The following is a 20173-nucleotide window of genomic DNA, read 5'->3' as shown; positions in this document are numbered from 1 at the left end:
GGGGCCGGCTGTCGTGCGATTGATGGCCTGGGCGTCCGCCTAGAGCAGCGGCCGTGGTTCCGGCGCCTCGGCCGCGGTCGTGTCGGCGTCGGGTGACTCGTCGACCTTGATGCGGGTGGTCCAGCGGTTGGCGGGGTCGGGTTGGGGGATGGAGTCGAGCAACAGCCGGGTGTAGGGGTGACTGGGTTCGTGCATCACCGACGAGACCGGGCCGCGTTCGACGATCACGCCCTTGGTGATCACCATCACCTGGCCGCCCAGGTAGTACACGGTCGACAGGTCGTGGGTGATGAACAGGGTCGTCATCCGGTGCTCCCGCTGGAAGTCCAGCAGGATGTCGAGGAACATCTTGCGGATCTGGGCGTCCAGCATCGAGACCGGTTCGTCGGCGATCACGAACGCCGGGCGCAGCATGTGGATCCGGGCGAGCATGATCCGCTGCCGCTGCCCGCCGGACAACTGGTGCGGATACCTGCCGAGCACGCGACCCGGATCCAGGCTGACCGCCTTGAGCGATTCCTCGATCAACGCCTCCCCCGCCTCCCGGGTGGACGCGAGGGAGAACTTCTTCACCGCCTTCCAGAGCACCCGGTCGACCCGGTAGAACGGGTTGAAGATCGAGTACGGGTCCTGGAAGACGGGCTGCACGTTCTTGCGGTACTCGTCGTACTCGGCGCGGGACAGGTTGAAGATGTCCTTGCCGCCATACGTCACCGTGCCGGCCGTCGGCTTCTGCAGGCCCAGGACGTTGCGGGCGATAGTGCTCTTCCCGCTGCCGCTCTGACCGACGAGGCTGACCACCTGCGGCGGATCGGCCGCCAGCGTGAAGCTGGCGTCCTGGACCGCGGTCAGGTAGCCGTCCGGGGTACCGCGAGCGTGGAACCGTTGCTGGACGCCCCGGAGTTCGATCACCTTGTCGGTCATGACGCTCTCCTTCCGACCCGCGGGATCGACTCGATCAACTGCCGGGTGTACTCGTGCCGCGGGTCCTTGAAGACCTGGTGCACGTCGCCCACCTCGACCAGCCGGCCCTCGTACATCACCGCGACCCGGTCGGCCAGTTGCGCGTGCACCCCCATGTCGTGCGAGATGACCATCAACGTGACGCCGAAGTCGTCCCGTAGGTCCGCGAGGCTCTGCAGGATCACCCGCTGGATCGTCACGTCCAGCGCGGTGGTCGGCTCGTCTGCGATCACCAGGTCGGGTTCGAGCGCGACGCAGATCGCCATCAGCACGCGCTGCTTCATCCCGCCCGACAACTCGTGCGGGTGCATCCGGGTCACCCGAGGCTCCAGCCCGACCTGCGCGAGCAACCGGTGGATCAGCTCGGAGAGCGCTTCCTTGCGTTGCGGCGCATGCTCCAGGATGACGTCCCTGAACTGGTCCTCGACCCGCATCACCGGGTTGAGCGAGCTCTGCGATCCCTGCGGCAGATAGGAGAGAGCGCTCCACCGCAGTACCCGGAGCTCCTCGCCCTCCACCTTCAGCAGGTCGACCGGCGATCTGCCCTTCGGGTGGAAGATCGCAGAGCCGGCGGTCACCTTGCCCGGTGGCTTGAGCAACCTGAGCAGCGCGACGGCGAGCGTGCTCTTGCCGCTCCCCGACTCCCCCGCGACTCCGAGGATCTCGCCCCGGCGTACGGACAGGTCGAGACCTTGCACCGCGCGCACGTCGCCCCGGTTGGTCGAATACGTCACCTCGAGGCCGGACACCTCCAGAACGGCCTGCTCACTCACCGGCCACTCCTCTCAGCCGTGGGTTGTAGACCTCTTCCAACCCGATGTTGATCATGTTGAGCGCGGCGAACAGCAGCGTCAGCAACGCGATCGGGACGACGAACATCGGCCAGGCACCGAGCGTCAGGGCGCCGGTGTTGATCGCGTTGAAGATGATCTGCCCGAGGTCGATCACGCCGCCGGGGCCGAGACCGATCACCTCCAGCCCGACCAGCCCGAAGATCGCGCCGAGCGCCGACGAGGCGAACCCGACGCCGATGAACGGCAGCAGGTTCGGCAGCAACTCGGTACCGATGATCTCCAGGTCCCGGGCCTTGCTCACCCGGGCCAGGTCGACGTACGGCCGCGAGCGCAGGCTGAGCACCTGCGAGCGGATCGTCTTGGCCGCGAACGGCCAGGAGAAGATCGAGATCATCACGCCGACCTGGAACAGACTGACATTCTTCGCGTACGCCGACAGCGCGATCAGCAACGGGAACGTCGGGATCACCAGCAGGATCCCGGTGAACGTCGACAGCAGCCCGTCGATCCAGCCGCCCTTGTACCCGGCCACGAACGCCACGATCACACCGACGACGGTTGAGATGAGACCCGCGATCGCCCCGATCTGCAGCGACACCGCGAGTGCGCTGATCACCATCGCGAACACGTCCCGGCCGAACTGGTCGGTGCCGAGCAGATGGCCCGGCCCCGGCACCAGCCAGCGTTCGTACGCCGCCAGCTCGAGCGGATCGGTGCTGCCACCGATCGCCTTCACGATCAACGGACTGAGCAAGGCCAGCAGCACCATCAGCCCGAGGATCACCAGTCCGGTCGCCAGCCGCCGGCTGTGCCGGACCGTTCGCAGAACCGCTTCCAGAAATCTCATCGCGATCACTTCCAGTACTTGACGCGAGGGTCAAGCAACGGGAGCAGGAGGTCGAGGATCAGGACCGCGGTCAGCACCGAGAAGATCGCGATATTCGTCACCCCGAGGATCGTGTTGAAGTCGAGCTGCTGGATCGCCGTGACGAGCGTCGTCCCGAGACCCGGATAGTTGAACAGCTGCTCGACCAGCACGTTGCCGTTGAAGATGAAGCCGAGCGAGATGCCGAACGCGGTGATCTGCGGCAGGTAGCAGTTCCGCAGCGCGTAGCGGGTCAGGATCCGCCATCCCTTCAGGCCCTTGGCCTCGGCGTACACCAGGTAGTCCTCGCCGAGCACCGGCACCATCAGCATCCGGGTGGACAGGATCCAGCTGAACGTCCCGATGATCACGATCGACAACCCCGGCAACAGGCCGTACTTCAGCACGCTGCCGATGAAGTCCGGGCTGAGTCCCGGCTCGATCCGGGAGTCGTACGCCGATCGGGCCGGGAGCATCCCGAGTGAGTACGCGAAGACATAGACCAGGATCAGCGCGATGAAGAAGTACGGCACGTGCGAGAGCGCGATGGACAGGTTGGTCGCGACCGACGATCCGAGCTTGCCGCGCCGCCAGCCCGCGACCGCGCCGATGATGATGCCGAACACCCAGGCCAGGACGGCGGAGATCCCGAGCAGGCCGATGGTCCAGGGCAATGCCCGCAGGATCACATCCTGGGCCGGCGTCGGGTAGTTGATCAGCGACGGCCCCAGGTCGCCGTGCAGGACCAGCTTCTCCATGTACTTGAGGTACTGGGAGAAGAAGTTGCCGTCGAGGCCGAACTCGTGCTGGTACCGGGCGATGATCTCCGCACTGGCCTGCTGGTTGTAGATGTAGTTCTGCTGCAGGGTCTGGATCAGGGTCTGGATCGGATCACCCGGCATCAGCCGGAAGAAGAAGAACGCGATGGTGAGCGCGCCCCACAGCTCGACCAGGTAGAGCCCGAACCGGCGGATCGCGTACGCCGCGAGCGGATGCCGCGACAGCCAGGCCCGCACCCCCGTCGTGGGTGCGGAGTCCTGCGGCCTGTCGACAGCAACGACCGGCGGCGCTTCCGTCGTCACGCCGGTCCTTTCTGCCCGGTGGCCTTGATCCTGCCGAGCACGAAGATGAAATGCGGCCACCAGTTCAGCGGCACTTCGTAGAGATCGTCGTCGGTCGGCCAGCCGGTCCAGAACGCCGTGTTGAAGTACGACGGGTAGCCGGTCTGGATCACCGGCAGCAACGGCAGCTGCTGGTAGTAGATCTCCAGTGCCTTGTCGAGCAGCGGCTTGGCCTCCGGCGACTCCGGGTCGAGCTGAGCCAGCTTCGACGACACCGCGTCGAACTCGGCGTTCCGGAACCGCATCTTGTTCTTCTGGGCGGCGTTCTTGCCGATCGGCTGCGCCTTGCTGCTCTCCCAGTCGGAGTACAGTTGCTCGGGGTCGATCGCGAAGCCGGCCCAGTTCGAGTCGATGTCGTACTCACCGCGCTGGAACTTCTCGTCGTGCACGCTGCCGGCCAGGCTGCGCAGGGTGGCCGGTACGCCGACCTTTGCGAGGTCCGACTTCAGCACGTTCGCCATCGCGTACTCGGGTCCGTCGACCGGCGAGACCGTGATGATCTCGAGGTTGACCTCCTTGCCCTTGTACGCGCGCTTGCCGGCGGCGTTCTTCGGCGCGATCTCGTCGAGCAGCTCGGTCGCCTTGTCCAGGTTGAACTCGAACTTGTACTTGTTCGCCAGCTCGTCGTTCTTCCACTTGTCGTTGGTCGGGTAGTCCGCCCACGGGTACTGGGCCGGCGGCACCTGGATCGGCCAGATCGACTTGCCGATCTTCTCCCGGTCCAGGCAGTAGTTGATCGCCGAGCGCATCTTCGGCTCCGAGACCACGCCCCGGGCCGGGTCGCAGTTCAGCCACATCACCCGCGGGTTTGGGTCGTGGAACTGGGTCGTGACCAGATTCGGGTACCCGGTGTTGCGCAACTGCTTGGCGTGCTGCTCGTCGACCGAGCCGACGTCGAACTCGGCCCGCTCGAACGCCAGCGACGCCTGGTCGAGCTGCTTCGACGTGCTCTGGAAGACCACGTACTGCGGCTTGACGTCGAGCTTGTCCTTGTTCCAGTAGTTCGGGTCCTTCTCCCAGATGAACATCTTCTGGTTCCGGATCGCCTGCTTCAGCTTGTACGGTCCGGACCGGACCGGCGGGTTGTCCTTGTACTTGGTCGGGTCCTGCGACTTCCACACGTGCTCGGGCATGAGGTTGATCGGCGCGCCGGCGATCGCGGCGATGAAGTTGTAGTGCAGCCGCGGCGTCGGCTTGAGCAGCTTGACCACCGCGGTGTTGTCGTCCGTCACCTCGACGTCCTTCACGAACTCCTTCAAGTCACCGCCGCCGCCGAACAGGTCGGGACGATCCTTCAGCAGCATGATGGTGAACCTGAAGTCGTTCGCGCCCAGCGGCCGGCCGTCGTTCCAGTGCGCCTTCGGGTCGAACTTCATGGTCAGCTCGGTGTGGCTGTCGTTGTACTTGTACTCCGTCGCCAGCCACGGCGTCAGCTTGCCCGTGGCGAAGCTGAGGAAGAACATCGGCTCGGTGCTCAGCTCCACCCCGGCGCCGCCTGGCGTGCCGTTCGGGATCATCCCGTTGAAACTGTCGAAGACCGTGTACTCGACCTGGCCGACGATGACCGACTGGTCCCGTGGGACCGGGATGTTGGCCTTGCCGATCTGGATCGACTTGGTCGCGGCGGGTTTGTCGGCGGGCTTGTCGGAGTACGACCCTCCGTTACCGGAACAGGCGGCCAGGAAGGCGGCCAGGCCGGCTGTTCCGCCACCGACCACCAGGCGCCTGCTCAACGGGCGGCTCAGCTGGTGGCGGACGACGTCTGCTACGTCTTCGAACTGTGGGCGCGGCGCATCGGTCACGATGTGGATCCCTTCGGTTCCGAGTCCCCCGCGGGACTCTCCTCACTCGGCGCTCTCGCGCCCTCACCCGGCGCTTCCTCGCGCGCCGACCTGTGTGATGGAAGCCACCTCCATTTCCCTTGCTCCTGGGCGCTGACTACAGCCCGGAATGTTCCTCGGACTATAAGTAGCGATGACAACGTTGGCAAGACTTTGGCTCCAACGTTGCAATGCGGGTGCCTAACCCGCTGGTCAGTCGATATATCAACCCCTGACAACGCTGCCTTGCTCTCTGTGACCAAGGATTCGCCGCTCCCGTCACACGGCCGATCACACGCCCGGCTGGTTTGATCGAGCCAACGCCGCAAGGGGCGGTGGCGTTGCTGGGGAACGCACCAACATCGGTAGGGGGAAACGCATGACGAGCACGGCTGTCGATTTCAAGGCCATCAAGGACAAGCAACGCGCCGGATGGGAGACCGGGGACTATCCCCGGGTCGGCAACACGCTGCAGATCATCGCCGAGCTGCTGGTCGAGGCCGCCGACGTCCGCGCGGACCAGAAGGTCCTGGACGTCGCCTGCGGTCAGGGCAACGCCGCGATGGCCGCCGCGCGTCGCTTCGCCGACGCGACGGGTGTCGACTATGCGGCCAACCTGCTCGCTCAGGGCCGTGAGCGGGCGGCTGCCGAGCAGCTGCCGGTCACGTTCCTCGAGGGCGACGCCGAGCAGCTGCCGGTGCCCGACAAGGAGTTCGACCTGGTGCTCAGCACGGTCGGAGTGATGTTCGCGCCGAACCACCAGCAGGCCGCGGACGAGCTGGTCCGGGTCACCGCGCCGGGCGGCAAGATCGCGCTGGCCAGCTGGACGCCGGCCGGGATGGTCGGCCAGCTGTTCAAGACGGTGTCCAAGTGGGCGCCGCCGCCGGCGGGCGTCCAGCCCGCCACGCTGTGGGGAACCGAGGAGCACCTGGCCGCGCTGTTCGGCGACCGGGTCGAGTGGGTCGGCCTGACCAAGCGCGAGTACGTCTTCAGGTACCGCTCTCTCGACCACTTCTCCGAATGGTTCCGGCAGTTCTACGGCCCGATCACCAAGCTCGCGGGCACCTTGTCCGGCGACGACCTCGCGAAGTTCGCGGCCGATCTCGCCGAGGTGCCGCGCGCGTTCAACAAGGCCGATGACGGCACGGTCGCCGCCCGCGCGGAGTACCTCGAAGCTGTCGGCATCAGGCACTGACAGGTCACACTGAGATCTCCAGGGGGAGGGTGACAATGGGGACGATCCGGCTGCTGGGACCGCCGACGATCGAGCATGCCGGCAGTCCGGTTCGTCCGCCCCGCGGCCGCAAGGCCTGGGCCCTGCTCGCCTACCTACTGCTGACGGATCGCCCGCCGAGCCGCAAGAAGCTGGCCGAGTTGCTGTTCGCGGACGCGGACGATCCGTTGGGGGCGTTGCGCTGGACGCTGGCCGAGCTTCGGCGCGCGATGGACGCGCATGACGTCCTGACCGGGGATCCTGTCGTCACGACACTCGACGGGCGGACGAGCGTGGACGTCTTGCTGGTCACCGCGGAGTCTGCCGATCCGGAGCCGCTGCTGAAATTCGGCGGGGAACTTCTCGAAGGGGTAGAAGTTGCCTCGTGCCCCGAATTCGCCTCGTGGTTGCTGGTGGAGCGGCAGCGGCTCTCTGCCGCGATCGAGGCACGGCTGCGGGAGACGGCGGTCTCTCTGGTGGCCTCCGGGCACGCGAAGGACGCGATTCCCTATGCGTCGAAGGCGGTGGCGATCAATCCGCTCGAGCAGGGCAACCACGAACTGCTCGTCCGGAGCCTCGCGATCTCAGGCAATCGGCAGGGCGCGCTGCGGCAGATCGCGGTCTGCGAGGACCTGTTCCGACGAGAGCTCGGGGTCTCTGCTTCTGCCACTCTCAAAGAGGCTTCGGCAGTCGGACCGGGCTCGCTATCGGGTCCGCCGCTGAGTGGCCGAGCCGCTGCGGCAAGCCAGTTGGAGGCAGGCCGGGCGGCGATCGTGGCGGGTGCGGTCGACGCCGGAGTCCAGTGTCTGCGGAGAGCGGTCGCCGAGGCTGATCACTGCCGCGACACCGTGCTCCGAGGTCGCGCTCTCGCCGCTCTCGGCGGTGCTCTCGTGCACGCGATCCGCGGTCATGACGAAGAGGGCGCAATCGTCCTGCACGAAGCGATCCTGGTCGCCGACCAGGCAGGTGACCGGGTCACCTCGGTGACCGCTCATCGCGAACTGGGCTTCGTGGAGGTCCAGGCCGGACGACGCGGTACTGCGGCCACGTGGCTGGCGAAGGCCCAGGCGCTGGCCGAGACGGATGAGGAGCAGGCGGCGATCCTCGGAGTACAAGGGATGAACTCTTCGGACGTCGGGGATTATCCGGCCGCACTCGAGGAGCTCGCCGAGTCAGCCGAGCTCGCCGGTGGATGCGGGGATCGCCGCCAGCAAGCGTGGTCCCTGTCGTTGCTTGGGCGGGCATACCTGCTCCGGGCCGAGCACAGCCAGGCGAACCTGATCGTCCGGGAGTCGCTCGATCTCGTCCGGCAAGAACGCTGGATCGCCTTCCTGCCATGGCCGCAAGCACTCAAGGCCGAGCTCGACCTCGTGGGGGGTGATGTCGACGCCGCGGTCGACGGATTCGAGCAGGCGTGGGTGCTGGGCTGCCAGCTCAATGACCCTTGCTGGGAAGGTATGGCGGGCCGCGGGCTCGGCATGCTCAGCGCCGGCCGCGGCGATCACGCGGGCGCCACCGAGTGGCTCGACCAGGCAGCCAGCCGGTCCAGCCGCGAACCCGACCGCTACCAGTGGATCCACGCGCACGTGCTCGATGCGGCGATCACGACCGCGCTGGATCGCGACGACGACGTACGGGCCAAGCCGCTGGTGACTCAGCTGGCTGCCCTGGCTGCACGTTGCGACATGCGGGAGCTCGTGGTCCGGGCCAAGTTGCACCAGGCCCGACTCGGCGACGAGCAGGCCGCCGGGTCCGCCCGGCTCCTTGCCGCCGGCATCGACAATCCCGCCCTCACCGCACTACTTCATTGATCTTGGGAGACACCATGACCACCAGTACCGCTGCGGCGGCGTGGACGCTGGTCGACGAGGGCTGGGGCCGTCGGGCAGTCGACTTCGCGACTTTGAGCGAGCCCGCGAACTGCCGCGAGTACGTCGCTCTGCACCACCGGCTCGGCGTCACCGACGGTGACAGACTGCTCGATATCGCTTGTGGGGCAGGGCTTTCGATCGAACTCGCTCGGGCTCGGGGTGCTCGCTGCGCGGGCATCGACGCGGCTCCACGACTTGTTGCCATTGCCAAGGACCGGAACCCTGTCTCCGACGTGCGGGTGGGCGACATGCACGCGCTGCCCTGGGACGACGGCAGCTTCGACGTCGTCACCAGCTTCCGCGGAGTCTGGGGTACGACGCCCGCCGCGCTGGCCGAAATCCACCGCGTGCTGGCACCGGGTGGCCGCGTCGGACTGAGTGTCTGGGGACATCTCAAGAAGGCCCCTGGGGTGTGGGCACTGCAGCCGTTCCGGCTCGCGTCGACGGCGAAGGTGCAGAACCAGGCGAACATGGTGTCCCTCGGGCGGCCTGGTGTCGGGGAGGAGTTGCTCCCGCGGTTCGGATTCGTGGAGGTGGAGCGGGTCAGCCTGCCGTTCGCCTGGGAGTTCGCCGATCCCGTGCACTATGCACGCGCGCTGGCGTCCACCGGGCCGGCGTACGAGGCGATCCAGAACGTGGGAGAGGCCGAGTTCCTGCAGAGAGCGGTTGCTCAGGCCCAGGAGCGGGTGCGCGACGGGCTGCCGCTGCGGGCCGAGCTCGCGGTGACGGCGTATCTGGCACGGAAGGCGGCTGGGTGATGAGTCTGATCGACTGGCCGGAGCCGACCGCCAGGTCCGAGGCGATCTTCGCGCATGACCGCGAGGAGGTGGGTTTCGTGATGAACGCGTCGAGGTTGTGGGCCTATCAGCCGGCAGTGTATGAGGGGATTTTCGAGCTTCTGGGCCAGTTGGTCCACGAGCATGGTTTGAGCTATCGCCAGCGCGGGATTCTTGTCGCCGCGTGCGCTTCGGCGCTGGGCGACTCGTACTGCTCCGTTGCCTGGGGCACCAAGCTCGCGCGGGTGGCCGATGAGGACCTGGCGGCCGGTGTCCTCCGCGGGGACGACTCCGGTCTGTCCCCCGCCGAACACGCGCTCGCCGAGTGGGCCAGGAAGGTAGCTCGTGATCCCAACACCACCTCGGCGCCGGACGTTCGTGCGCTCGGTGAAACCGGATGGACGGATCGGCAGATCTTCGCGATCACCGCCTTCGTGGCGCTGCGGATCGCGTTGTCCACTGTGAACGACGCCCTCGGCGCGCGACCGGACGCGGAGTACAGGACTGTCGCTCCGCCCGCGGTCCTCAAGGCGATCACCTACGGCCGGCCGCTCGCCGACTGACCCTTCCGCCTGGCTCGGGGGCCGGTCAGGCGGTTCAGTGAGGCGGTTCAGGCGGTTCAGGCAGGCGGGTTCAGTCAGGCGGCGTGGCCGGGTGGTCGAAGGTGGCGTCGATGCGGAGTTCGGAGGCGCGGCCAGGATCGTTGAGGATGGCAAGGATCGCGTGGCGCTGGTCCCAGCGGCCGGCAGACCAGGCCAGCGCCTTCGCCAGTCCGTTGAAGGTCGCGGCGTGCGGTTCGCCTTCCTCATCGACCCACCAGGAGACCTCGGCGCCGTCGACGGTCAGCTCCTCATGCTCCCACCAGACGTCCGGGACCTCAGGCACCAGTTCACGCACGATGTCCGGTATGTCGGCCGCGGTCCCCTCGCCATCGATCTTGCCTGCGGCAACTTCCTGCGCCATCGGCACGTCGAGCAGGTCGCTCAGCCCGTCGGCGACCACCCCGGAAGCGACCACGAATCCGCCCAGATCCTCACGCTGCAACCACATCGGCGCATCCGCGACCACCGCACCACTTGCTGCCACCACGCGGGTCGCACCCCCGGCGCCGAGCACGCGGACTCGCTCCGGAGTCTGCGCGGGGTAGGCCGTCAGCGAGCCGAGTTGACCCCAGAGACGCAAGAGCGCGCTCTCCTCGACCACCCGCTCCGGATCCGCGAGCCGGTCGAGCAGCAGCCCGACCCCTGCGGACTCGAGGTCGCCGACCACCTTGACGAGACCCACCGCCGTGCGCACGGCGGGGTCCAGCCGTGCGCTCCACTCCGGCGCCCGGTCGAGGAAGTTCGCGAGCACAGGGTCGGCCTCGGGATCCGCCCGGCCGGCCAGCGGTTCACCGTCCGGCAGCAGAACGCGCTCTCTGATCCACCAGGCCGTGTATGACGGAGCGCCGTGCGGTCGGTCGTCCGGGCCGACCACGCGCACCGGTTCGACCAGAGCGCGACGCAGTTCCGGGGACGAGCCGAGGATCTCGAGCACTCGCGGCCAGGCGTCGTCCACGATCCAGTCGAGGTCGCGAACCGCCGCCACCTCCCCCACGGTCGCGCCGAACCGTGACCCGTCCGGCGCCACGTCGTACGCCCAGTCCTGGATCCCGTCCAGATCCGCCATTGCCTCCGGCAACTCGTCGAGCGCGACGTCGGACGCCGACACCGTTCCCAGCGAGCGCAGTACTCCGACAGCCTCGACCGCGGGGATCCCGAACCGCTCGACGATCGCGCGATCGATCGGCGCAACCTCCTCGTCGTCGAGCACGGCCTCAGCGTCCGACCCGGGAATCACCAGCGCGTTCGCCGGGACCAGCTCGCCGTCGGCGTCCCGCAGTACGAGGTCGTTGAGCCACCACAAGCCGTCTACCTGGGAAGGATCGGCGGCGACCACGGCCAGGACGGCCTCGGCGATCGCGTCGGGGTCGTCGGCCTCGCCGGAATGCTCGACCGCGGTGCGTACCGCGCTGTCCTCGAGCAACGCCCGCGGAGACACGGAGAGCGCTCCAAGCCTCTCCAGCGACGGGTGCACCGCATCGGGATGCACGACGCGTACGCCGTACTGGCCGAACGTCGCCAGTACTCCGGCGGGCAGTTCGTGGCCCGGCAGGAGCAGGCCACGGACTCCGCGGACGAGCCGGCCGTCGGCCAACGGGACGGGCAGGGTGCCGAGAGACTCACGAAGCAGGGGGTCCGTGACCATGGCGGAGATCGCGGCATAGACCTCGCGCCACCACTCCGGCGATTCCGCTTCTGCCGCCGCGCCGAGCTGATCTACCAGGTCTGCGAGGTCGAGACGGCGAACAGCCAATGCGTCCAGGGCGGTCCGATCTTGGCGGGCCGACCTGATCAGGCCGCCGACGATCGGGGCGAGAACGGTGTTGAACGCATCGTCGGAGCCCTCGACCACCACCGCATCGCGAGGCCTGAGCAGCGTGCCGTCTTCGACCGCGGGCAGCAGCGGAGTACCGGGGAGCTCGGTCAGGATCAGCTCGCGGAGAGCCCGGTCGAGTGCACCCGCGGCGAGGCCGGTGGGGACCAGCGGGAGGACGTCGGCGCCATCTTCCGCGCGGGTGCGCAGGAGCTCGGCATAGGCGGACGCCGCCTCCTGCACGAGCCGGTCGGTCAACGGTCCCTGGGCGACGTGCCGGCGCGAGGGGTCGAGCGGGAAAGTTGCCAACAGCAACGCCGGCAGGGACAACGGTTCATCGGTCGGCGTCGGCGCGTGGACAGTCCGCGGCGGTTGAGTGTCGGCGTCCCGCGGCAGCGCCCAGAGCACCGACCAGAAGGGCCGGGAGCGTTCCTCGGTCGGGCGGTCCGCGAGCAAGCGCTCTCTGTCGTTCTCGTCGAGGATGCCGGCGGCCCGCTGCACGTACCACCGCGACTCCGCGTCCGTGAGAACGCGCACCGAGCCGTCCACCTCGATCTCGATCCTGTCGAGATCGGGCAGTGCCAGCAACAGCGCGTCATCCGCCTCGTCGAGCAACCGCCGGACCAGCTCCGCGGCCGCCTCATCGCGCAGCGGCAGGATCACCGCGGTGTCGTAGCCCTCCGGCGGTTCACCTTCCGCCGTGAACGGGAGGCGCAGTACGGGTACTTGGCCGTCTCGACGGCGGAGTTCCGTCTCGAGGCCAGGTGACTGCCGACCGGCTTCGGCGACAGCGGCTGCGGTGTCGGCCCGTGAGAACCGGACACCACCGGAGCGGGACAGGATCACCGGCTCGTCGGTCACCGCCAGCACGGCCGAGAACCCGACCCCGAACCGCCCGACAGCGCTCTCCGCATCGTCCCGCTTGGCCGACGCCCGCAACGTGGCCAGCGACTCGACCCCCTCGGCCGACAACGGCGTACCGGTGTTCGCGACGACGAGCGTCCCGTCCCGGAACGAGAACCTCACCCGCCCGGGCACCCCGGCCCTCGCGGCCGCATCCGCCGCGTTCTGGGCGAGCTCGACCACCACCCGGTCCAGATACCCACCGAGCGCCAGATCCTCCTCGGCGTTGGCATCCTCCCGGAACCGAACAGGCGCCGCCACCCACCCGGCCAGCACCCGCTCCCGAATCCCACCACTCCCGAACACGTCAGTCACCCCGCGAGTATGCCGCCCCAGCCCGGTGAGCTGACGAGGGGCCACCGGGGCCGGTCCGCCGGTCCGCGATGCGCCTCAGCGACGAGGCCGGTCAGCCGCGGGCACGGTCACTTGGGGGCGCTCGCCGGCCAGCCGCTCAGGGAGCTGGGTGCGTTGGGGTGGGCACCCTCGTGCACGCCGATCGCCAGCCGCTCGACCATCTCACCGCCCAGCCAGCCGGCGATGCCGCTGAGCAGCACCCCGACCAAGCCGAGCACGACGGCCAGCCACCCCGGTTCCCAGTCGTCGTGGCCGTTGCGAACGAACCAGCTGACGGTGAAGAGCAAGAGCATCACGACGTTCGTCAGGCCGTGCAGCGCCCCGACCCGGCGGGCTCGCGTCCCTTTCGGCACTGCCAGCCAGTCGACCAGTCCGAACACGCCGGCCACCACGCCGCCGATCAGCCCCGCGGCCATCGTGTACGCCGCCGCGACGGCGAAGCCGGGCCGGTCTGTGATCAGCCCCAAGATGTCGAACACCACCGCCGTGGTCAACAGCCCCAGCGGATAGACGATCAGGACCGGGTGGATGCTGTGCCCGGCCGCCCTCGCTCTGCTCTCCATGGCTCCTCCTGCGGTGAGTTGTCGCGCAGCCTCCCGGTACCCACCCTGAAGCGTGCTCGGCGCCGAGAGCCAGTCCGACCGCGAACGCCACGTATGGAGGTGCCGTTCCTGTCAGGGTCGTTCGGCTGTGAGGGGCGTTCGCTCATCGTGGCGGGGCGGGATAGGTTCTGTTCGGTGATCTCTCCTGGCAGCCTCTATGTCGCGATGGGCAGTTCGTTCGCGGCGGGTCCCGGCATCAAGCCGCTGGTCGACAAGGCCGCCGGGCGTTCGGAGCGGAACTACGCGCATCTGGTGGCCGAGGCGCTCGACCTGAGGTTGGTGGACGTCACGTACTCCGGCGCGACGACGGCGAACCTGCTGTCCGAGCCGCAGGACAGGGCCGCTCCGCAGATCGAGGCGGTCGGGCCCGAGACCCGGCTGGTCACGATCACTGCCGGGGGCAACGACCTCGAGTACATCGGCACGTTCCTGCGCGGCAGCATGATGAACACCCTCGCCAAGCCGGCCACCCTGCTCGGCCGCCGCGTCGCCAACCGGATCCGGGCGCGAGTCAGCTACCTGAAGGCGCAGTCGGAGTACGACGCGGCTGCCGCCTCGCTGGCGGAGGTCGTGACGAGGATCCAGGAACGCGCTCCCCAGAGCCGGATCCTGCTGGTCGACTATCTGACGCTGGTCGGGCCCGCCACCCGGCCGCGGCTCGACGTACCGCTGAACGAGGAGCAACTCCCGAGCATCGGCTTCATCGCGGACGGGCTTGCTGGTGCCTTCGCGACTGCTGCCGAGAAGACCGGCGCAGACCTGATCGCCGCTTCGGCTGCGAGCAGGGATCACGCGATCGGTTCGGCCGAGCCTTGGACCACCGGATTCGCCCTGCGCCCAGGCGCGGCGCCGTACCATCCGAACGCGGCCGGAATGGCTGCCGTCGCCGACCTGATCCTCCAGAAGCTCCGCTCCGAGTAGGCGCCATGGGGTGCTCCGAGGGTCCTCGGTCTGGAGACGCCAGAGCGCTCTCCGAGGGCTTCGGGGTGGGGTCGGCGGCTGCTCCCGACGGCGCCGCCCGCCTCACCGGCGTACGGGTGGCAGGGCGAGGTGGGGGCGCCGGGATGGCGAGTGGTTAGGCGGGGGCGACGCCTTCGGGGTGGATTTCCACGGCCTGGTTGACCGGGAGGCCGCCGGGGCCGGGGGTGCGGGAGATGTGCTCGGCGAGCTCCAGCACGCGCGCCTCGGAGGCGACGTCGACGACCCAGTAGCCGGCCAGCACCTCCTTGGTCTCACTGAAGGGACCGTCGGTGATGATCGGCTCGCCATCCTCCTGGGCCTGCAGGGTCTTCATCTGGTCAGGCCCAGCGAGGCCGCGCGTCTCGACCAGCTCGCCGGAGTCCCTCAGGTCCTGGTCCAGCTCGTGCATGTACTTGACCATCACCTCGAGGTCCTGCTGCGACCAGGTCTTCGGCATGTCGTCCCAGCCCTGCTTGTTCGCGTGCATGAGCAGCATGTACTTCATCGATCCCGCTCCTTCTGATCCGTCGTTTACGACTCCATACCGGGGTCGCCTATCAGCAACGTCGGAGCCGACTTCCCGATCTCGACACGGCCCACCCAACCACCAGATCCGAGCTACAGCCACTGCTGACGAGACGCCTGTACTCCGAGCTGGAAGCGGGTCTGGGCGCCCAGGGTCTCCTGCAGACGGCTGATCCGGCGGGCGATGGTCCGCTCGCTGACTCCGAACTCGCGGGCGATCGACTCATCGGTCAGCCCCGCGCTCAGGTAGGTCAGCAACCGCTTCGTCTCGAGCGAGGGCGCGCCCGTCACGTCACTCGGCTCGGTCCCGCTGGTGATCGGGACCGCCATCCGCCAGAACGCGTCGAACACCCCGACCAGACCGGTCAGGAACGGCGAATGGTGCACCACCATCGCGGCGGTGCTGGTGATCCCGCCGACTGTCGTGCGCGCGGAGACCAGGGCCCAGCGGTCGTCGACGAGGGTCAGGTTGAGCGGCACCTGCGGGAAGACCCGCGCCTGCTCCCCCGCGTCGACGCACAGCTGCACCTTCCGCAGCGCCTCCGAATCCTGGAGCACCTGGGTCCCGTAGATCACCTCGTACGTCACGCCGCGGGCGAGGGCGTCGAACAGGCCGTCCACGATCCGGTGCTGCGGCGACGCCTGGTTGCCCACGGTCATCGCCCGCACCCGCTCACGGGCATCGACCTGGACGTTACCGAGCACCGACCACGCCGCCTCTGCCGACGGCAGCAACTCGACGTACGTCTGCTGCCCGATGCCGGCGGTCCACAGCTCGGAGAGCAAGGCAGCGCTCTCCCGGGCGAGATCGGCCTCTTTCGTATGCCGCTGGGCGAGCGCTTCCATCGCGAGATGCGGAGGCTGCGGCAACACCTTGCCGTCGGACCGCTCGATCAGGGCGACCGCGGCCAACTCGTCCAACGGCCCGTCCACCGACCCCGGCGCACCCTCAGCGACCTCGTCGATACTCAGCGCTCCGCGCGCCATCAGGTCGAGGTAGATCGCCTCGGCCTCGGCGGAAATCCCCAGCGCGCGGAGTTGGTGCATGGCACCTGTGTATCAGCTAACAGGCGTGTGAACGTACGGCGTAGTCGTGGTGACCGCGACGAATCCCAGGCGCTGGAGGATCGGCGAACTGTCGTCGGACGCGTCTACCTGCAGGTACTTGTAGCCGAGTTCCACGGCCCGGGCGGCGCGGACCGCGACGAGCGCCTTGTAGATGCCCTTGCCTCGCCACTCGGCGAGGGTGGACCCGCCCCACAGCCCGGTGAAGTCGGTGTTCTTCTTGTAGACGGCCCAGGCGGCCGAGACCACCTCGTCGTCCGCCTCCGCCACGAAGACGTCGGTCAGCGCGGTGGCCTGGCGGCGTACGAGGTCGTCGGCGAGCCAGGACCAGTTCTGGCTCCAGACGGTCGACTCCATCGCGGCGATGCGCTCGAAGTCGGCCCGCTCGGTGGTCCGGCGAATGGTGACGCCGTCCACGGAGTCGCGGCCGCTCAGGCGCTCCACGACGTGAGCGCTCTCCGCGATCACGACCGTTTCCCGCTCCTCCGGCACGAAGCCGGCCGCGACCAGCCGTTCGGTCAGGTCAGCCGGCTGGTCGTGCCCCCGCGTCTTCCACTCGACGGGCTCGCCCTTGGCCGCGAAGTAGTCCCGCTGGCGGGCGATCAGCGCGTCCAGCTCAGCGCCGTCGATCCCCTCGAGGGAGCGATAGCTGACGAACCCGCGCCCCGGGTACTCGACCCGGATCAGCGGTCCATCGGTACTCGTCGGCACGTCCGCGGCTTCACTCCCGCCGCGGAGCTGCTCGTCGTACGCCGCGAGCAGGACAGCTACTTGGTCATCACTCGTTCGTTCAGTCACCAGAGGACTGTGCCACGAGCCGGGGGCTACCCGCTCCCTGCCTCGCCGGTACTGCGCGTCGGCGGAGCTTCCGCCGGAGAGCGCGCAAAGGGTGACGCCTCGGCCGGTCGAACGGCAGGTCCCCAGCCACGGACCGACGGGTGTCGTCGGCGACGATCTTGCTGTTCACGATCACACTCAGCGCTTCCATGACTCCGCACTCCTACCTGTGGGCGCCTCCCTCTCGGGCGCTTCCACCGGTATGTCGGAGCCGGCCCGCCCGCCTATACATTTTCTGGTCTGCGAATTTCGGCGAGGCTGCTGCGGTTCTCAGCGAGGCGTCGATTCGGTCGCCAACATCAGGCCGCGGAGGAGAGCGATAAGGCTGTCCTGGTCGGAGGTCGTGAGGTGGCCGACCAGGTCGACTTCCACCTGGGTGATGTCGCCGAGCGCTTGCTGCCAGAGCTCGAGTCCCGACCGGGTGAGCGTGGCGACGACCTTGCGGCGGTCGTCGCGATCGTGGTGGCGCTCCACGTAGCCGTGGCGTTCGAGAGCGTCGATGCGGTTCGTCATCGCAGCAGGTGACAGACCGAGCTGGGTTGCCAGTTGCCCCGGCGTCGCCTGGTACGGCGCTCCGCCGCGCCGCAGCATGTGCAGCGTCTTGAACTCCCACCACTGCAGCCCATGCTCAGCCAGTACTGCGTCCCGCCTGCGATCGAGGTACTTCGCCAGCGCCTGCAGGCGGGTCGCGATCCCCTCCACCCGGAGATCCATTCCGGGGAGCTCCTGGGCCCAGAGCTCGACGTGCGCGTCGATCGAGTCCTTCACGCACTGGATTATTCCGCGACTGAAGGTTTGTTGTCAAAAGTTTCGATGTCGAAATACTCTGCAGCTCTCCAAGCCGCGAGTGATTCTCCGAGTCGAAAGTGAGGCCAGATCGATGGCAGAGATCGCGCTCTCTCCCTTGCTCGAATCCAGCGCCGCTCTGATGCGAGCAGGCAGGTGGGGCACGGCAACCACCCTGCTGCAGGCCGTCACCCCGGCCACGCCCGCCGAACGGCTGGCGATAGCCGCCGCCCTGGCCGAAGTCGCCGTCGACCAGGACTTCGCCCAACAGACCATCAACGCCGACCACGCCCTCGCGGTACTGGCTGATGCTCTTTCTGAAACAGCTGATCCGGTTACTGCCTGGGATGCCGACTTCCTCCACCTCCGCAAGGACTACGGCATCGCCCTCGTCGCCGGCGACCGCGAACCAGCCGAGACTCTGGCGAAGCGCGTCGAACGACTTCGCGACCTCGCACCCGACGACGCGCGCGCCGGGCACGCCGCCTTCTACGCGGGCGTGATCGCCGACAACCTCCGTATGCTCCCCGCCGACGCCTTCGCCGCCTACACCTCCGCGCTCGAACTCGGCGAGCGATCCGGCGACGACCTCCTCGTCTCCCTGGCGCTCCGCCACCTGGGCGACCACGCGCACACCGCCGGCGACCTCCCCCTCGCCCGCACCCAGTGGGAACGCTCCACCGAACTCCGCCAGAAGGTCGGCCACCTCCTAGGCACCCTCGCCCAGCAAACCCTCCTCGCAGTACTGGCCAAGGACGAGGGGAACCCCATCGCCTCCACAGCCCTCGCCACCGAGGTCAATCGCTGGTCCCGCCAGGCCGCTCTCGCCTGGCTGGAAGCTCAAACCGCCGGAATGATGAACGAAACTGTCGGCTGACGATGCCAGACTCACCGGGTGCTGAGTGAGGATCACATCCGGGTGTCCGCTGAGGTCGAGTTGTTCGTCGCCCAATCCCCCGGTCCACGCGACCGCACCCTGCTGGTGATCCACGGCGGCCCTTGCTGGGACCACACCTACCTCCGCGAACCGCTGATCCGCCTGGCGCCACGTCACCACCTCGTCTTCCCGGACCTCCGCGGCTGCGGCCGCTCCACCGGTGGCCTGAGCCCCGACCGCTACACCCCGGACCTCGTCATCGACGACCTCGTCGGCCTGCTCGACCACCTGGAACTCGAGCAGGCCGACGTCCTCGGCTTCTCGTACGGCGGGATGATCGCGCAACGCCTCGCCCTGAAGACCGGCCAGGTGCGGCGACTGATCGTTGCCTCCAGCAGCGTCCTGCCCGTCCCACCCGACGCCTTCTCAGGCTGGGAGGAACGCGACACCCGCAACGCGGAGGCTGCCGCTCTGCTCCCCGCCGATCTCCAAGGCGCAGACCGTAACCGTGCCGAGGCGGTCGCGGGTGCTCGCACCGGCGTATGGAGGGACGACGTGCTGGACGACTACCTCGAGCGGCTCGACCAGGTCCACTTCACCGACGACTGGGACGCTCCTTACCTGGCCGGCATCCTCCCCTCGCCGCGATACGCCGATGCCCCTGAGCGCTTCGCCACCCTCGGCCTGGCGATGCTCCTCCTCCCCGGCCGCCAGGACATGACCTTCCCAGCCCACCTCACCGACCAAGCCGCAGCACTCATCCCCACGGCAATCCCCGTGATCCTCGAAGAGGCCGGCCACATGGCCCACATCGATCAACCAGAACTTTGGTTGCAGGCAGTCGAGAGCTTCCTCGAGCCCTGACCAACTACGGCGCTCAACGCCCGCCCCACTGCGGCCTCCTGCTCTCAGGCGGATTCTCGAGGGACCAGATGGGGGGTCGGCGGGTGCCGGCCGCGGTACCCGGAACCTGAGCCACTGCATCAACGGCGGTCGCCAGTGCAACTCGAAGGGCTTCGACTTCTACAAGCCCGACCGCGGCCAGATCCTCGGCGACAACTACCGCCTCCCCGGCAGACCGACGATCTAACAAACCCCTGAGGTGCCGGGACCCGGGCAGAGCCCCGGCACCTCAGGTCGCCACATCCGATATCAGCTGACGGGCCAGAGAATCAGTCCCACAGGCCCATGCGGGTGGTTGCCTCCGGCATCGACTGGGGTGTTGCGTCCCGCATCAGTGCGGGTGGTTGCCTCCCGCATCAGTGCGGGAGGTTCCACCCGCATAGGCGGAGGTGGTTGTGTCCCCGGGCTGCGTGATGGTGCTAGTCGGGCTGGTGTGCGTCAAGAGCGCTTCGCGTCCCTTCGGGATCGGAACAAGTTCCGACTCTGGACCCACCCCACCCCGACCAGGGAAGGAACGCAGCTA

At 68.1% G+C, this 20173-nt stretch carries 18 protein-coding genes; 7 read left to right on the top strand and 11 right to left on the bottom strand.

Going from position 1 to position 20173, the window contains the following annotated elements; genetic code table 11:
• Nucleotides 1-39 precede the first annotated feature (39 nt).
• The 5 genes from EV648_RS25075 to EV648_RS25055 are packed head-to-tail and all read right to left on the bottom strand — an operon-like array spanning nucleotide 40 to nucleotide 5545.
• The gene (locus EV648_RS25075; protein ID WP_132296458.1) at nucleotides 40-924 is read right to left on the bottom strand and encodes an ABC transporter ATP-binding protein; all 885 of its coding nucleotides are present in this window, start codon (nucleotides 922-924) and stop codon (nucleotides 40-42) included.
• Nucleotides 921-1736, bottom strand: coding sequence for an ABC transporter ATP-binding protein (locus EV648_RS25070; protein ID WP_132296455.1), 816 nt, complete (start codon nucleotides 1734-1736; stop codon nucleotides 921-923). The genes EV648_RS25075 and EV648_RS25070 overlap by 4 nt, the downstream gene beginning before the upstream one ends.
• Nucleotides 1729-2604 (bottom strand): ABC transporter permease, encoded by an 876-nt coding sequence (locus EV648_RS25065; protein WP_132296452.1) that lies wholly within the window; start codon nucleotides 2602-2604, stop codon nucleotides 1729-1731. Before EV648_RS25065 ends, EV648_RS25070 begins: the two co-directional genes overlap by 8 nt.
• 5 nt (nucleotides 2605-2609) lie before the next feature.
• Nucleotides 2610-3704, bottom strand: a complete 1095-nt coding sequence (locus tag EV648_RS25060; protein WP_132296449.1) for an ABC transporter permease — start codon at nucleotides 3702-3704, stop codon at nucleotides 2610-2612.
• The gene (locus EV648_RS25055; protein WP_132296446.1) at nucleotides 3701-5545 is read right to left on the bottom strand and encodes an ABC transporter substrate-binding protein; all 1845 of its coding nucleotides are present in this window, start codon (nucleotides 5543-5545) and stop codon (nucleotides 3701-3703) included. Before EV648_RS25055 ends, EV648_RS25060 begins: the two co-directional genes overlap by 4 nt.
• A 397-nt stretch (nucleotides 5546-5942) precedes the next feature.
• Between EV648_RS25055 and EV648_RS25050 the strand changes: the two genes are divergently transcribed.
• From EV648_RS25050 to EV648_RS25035, 4 genes are read left to right on the top strand one after another with little or no spacing between them, the layout of a single operon-like run.
• A complete protein-coding gene (locus EV648_RS25050) occupies nucleotides 5943-6758 on the top strand; it encodes a class I SAM-dependent methyltransferase (RefSeq protein WP_132296443.1) in 816 nt (271 codons plus the stop codon).
• A 35-nt stretch (nucleotides 6759-6793) separates the two neighbouring features.
• The gene (locus EV648_RS25045; RefSeq protein ID WP_132296440.1) at nucleotides 6794-8587 is read left to right on the top strand and encodes a BTAD domain-containing putative transcriptional regulator; all 1794 of its coding nucleotides are present in this window, start codon (nucleotides 6794-6796) and stop codon (nucleotides 8585-8587) included.
• A 14-nt stretch (nucleotides 8588-8601) separates the two neighbouring features.
• Nucleotides 8602-9405, top strand: a complete 804-nt coding sequence (locus tag EV648_RS25040) for a class I SAM-dependent methyltransferase (RefSeq protein WP_132296437.1) — start codon at nucleotides 8602-8604, stop codon at nucleotides 9403-9405.
• Nucleotides 9405-9986, top strand: a complete 582-nt coding sequence (locus tag EV648_RS25035) for a carboxymuconolactone decarboxylase family protein (protein WP_132296434.1) — start codon at nucleotides 9405-9407, stop codon at nucleotides 9984-9986. The genes EV648_RS25040 and EV648_RS25035 overlap by 1 nt, the downstream gene beginning before the upstream one ends.
• A 70-nt stretch (nucleotides 9987-10056) precedes the next feature.
• On the opposite strand, the gene EV648_RS25030 is transcribed toward EV648_RS25035, so the two are convergent.
• Nucleotides 10057-13056, bottom strand: a complete 3000-nt coding sequence (locus EV648_RS25030) for a sacsin N-terminal ATP-binding-like domain-containing protein (RefSeq protein ID WP_132296431.1) — start codon at nucleotides 13054-13056, stop codon at nucleotides 10057-10059.
• 107 nt (nucleotides 13057-13163) lie between these two features.
• Nucleotides 13164-13658, bottom strand: a complete 495-nt coding sequence (locus EV648_RS25025) for a DUF2231 domain-containing protein (RefSeq protein ID WP_132296428.1) — start codon at nucleotides 13656-13658, stop codon at nucleotides 13164-13166.
• Between the two features lie 174 nt (nucleotides 13659-13832).
• On the opposite strand from EV648_RS25025, the gene EV648_RS25020 reads away from it, so the two are divergent.
• Entirely contained in the window at nucleotides 13833-14618 is a 786-nt protein-coding gene (locus EV648_RS25020) for an SGNH/GDSL hydrolase family protein (protein ID WP_199234798.1), read from the top strand.
• Nucleotides 14619-14772: 154 nt separating this feature from the next.
• On the opposite strand, the gene EV648_RS25015 is transcribed toward EV648_RS25020, so the two are convergent.
• From EV648_RS25015 to EV648_RS25000, 4 genes are all read right to left on the bottom strand, one after another.
• Nucleotides 14773-15162, bottom strand: a complete 390-nt coding sequence (locus EV648_RS25015) for a YciI family protein (protein ID WP_132296422.1) — start codon at nucleotides 15160-15162, stop codon at nucleotides 14773-14775.
• A gap of 113 nt (nucleotides 15163-15275) precedes the next feature.
• Nucleotides 15276-16229 (bottom strand): LuxR C-terminal-related transcriptional regulator, encoded by a 954-nt coding sequence (locus EV648_RS25010; RefSeq protein ID WP_132296419.1) that lies wholly within the window; start codon nucleotides 16227-16229, stop codon nucleotides 15276-15278.
• Nucleotides 16230-16241: 12 nt separating this feature from the next.
• Entirely contained in the window at nucleotides 16242-17045 is an 804-nt protein-coding gene (locus EV648_RS25005) for a GNAT family N-acetyltransferase (protein ID WP_132296416.1), read from the bottom strand.
• A gap of 309 nt (nucleotides 17046-17354) precedes the next feature.
• Nucleotides 17355-17852, bottom strand: coding sequence for a MarR family winged helix-turn-helix transcriptional regulator (locus tag EV648_RS25000; protein WP_132296413.1), 498 nt, complete (start codon nucleotides 17850-17852; stop codon nucleotides 17355-17357).
• Between the two features lie 112 nt (nucleotides 17853-17964).
• Here EV648_RS25000 and EV648_RS24995 point away from each other — a divergent pair, with 112 nt between their 5' ends.
• Nucleotides 17965-18747, top strand: a complete 783-nt coding sequence (locus tag EV648_RS24995) for a hypothetical protein (protein ID WP_132296410.1) — start codon at nucleotides 17965-17967, stop codon at nucleotides 18745-18747.
• 18 nt (nucleotides 18748-18765) lie between these two features.
• Nucleotides 18766-19611 carry an alpha/beta fold hydrolase gene (locus tag EV648_RS24990; RefSeq protein WP_132296407.1) on the top strand — a complete coding sequence of 282 codons (846 nt, stop codon included), beginning with the start codon at nucleotides 18766-18768 and terminating at the stop codon, nucleotides 19609-19611.
• Nucleotides 19612-20173: the final 562 nt, after the last annotated feature.

The organism is Kribbella sp. VKM Ac-2568, from assembly GCF_004345365.1.
In the GTDB taxonomy this organism is placed as follows: domain Bacteria; phylum Actinomycetota; class Actinomycetes; order Propionibacteriales; family Kribbellaceae; genus Kribbella; species Kribbella orskensis.
The sequence above is the reverse complement of the archived record's forward strand: the minus strand, read 5'-3'. Positions and strand labels throughout refer to the sequence as shown.